Raw genomic sequence first — 745 nt, 5'->3', positions numbered from 1 at the left:
AACGTGTTTGTATATGGTTTGTTGCGTGGTTTAAGCAACTAATTTAGTAAATAATTACCGACCAAGAAAGTCCGCGAGGACTTTCGTAAGTAGGCGAGAAGCCAGCAATAAATTATATACGGTGTTGGCAATAGTATTTTATTCATTACGAGATTTTGATTTGTGTAATCGATAATATTATTAAAGCTAAAACTAATAATCCAATTATTCCATTTACACAAGGTTCATCTTTTAAAAAGTCTTTAAATTTCTTTTTTGAGTTCCAAATTCTCGACAATAACCAACGTATTCCAGCACCAGGATATCTAAAAATTAATATAATAAAAGTCTCAAAAATTATTTCCATTTTTTATACTTTAAATAATTTGTGGTAAGTCAATAATGTCAGACTCTCCATCAATTGAGTAAAATTCCAATTCAGTTGGCATTTGTTCAGTTCCGAATACAGATATTCCAATCTTTTCTCCGTTTTTACCTTTTCCAACGTAATCTATTATCAATCTACCTTTTTGAATTTCCGAGTCAAATGTTTCTCCAAATATTATGGTCGGACATTTTGCGCAACCACATCTTGCAATTACTTTTAGATTTCCGATTAAATTAGTCCATTCCGATTTTTCTTTTCCAAACAGACAAGTCAGGAATTCAATTTCAGATTTTGTTAACTCTCTTTTATCGGAAATACTGTAATTCATTAAGCTATTTGTTCGTTTTTTTGCGTTCCGTTTATATTATTGCCAACGGT

General features: G+C 30.7%; 1 protein-coding gene. It reads right to left on the bottom strand.

All coding sequences use genetic code 11. The features are described 5' to 3' along the window. Window positions 1-356: 356 nt before the first annotated feature. On the bottom strand, window positions 357-695 hold the full coding sequence (locus Q1B05_RS18580) for a hypothetical protein (protein WP_299782960.1): 339 nt from the start codon (window positions 693-695) through the stop codon (window positions 357-359). Between the last annotated feature and the right edge of the window lie 50 nt (window positions 696-745).

It is taken from the genome of uncultured Formosa sp., from assembly GCF_947500765.1.
Taxonomy (GTDB): Bacteria; Bacteroidota; Bacteroidia; order Flavobacteriales; family Flavobacteriaceae; genus Formosa.
Note: the sequence above shows the minus strand (reverse complement) of the source record. Positions and strands in the feature narration are given on the sequence as shown.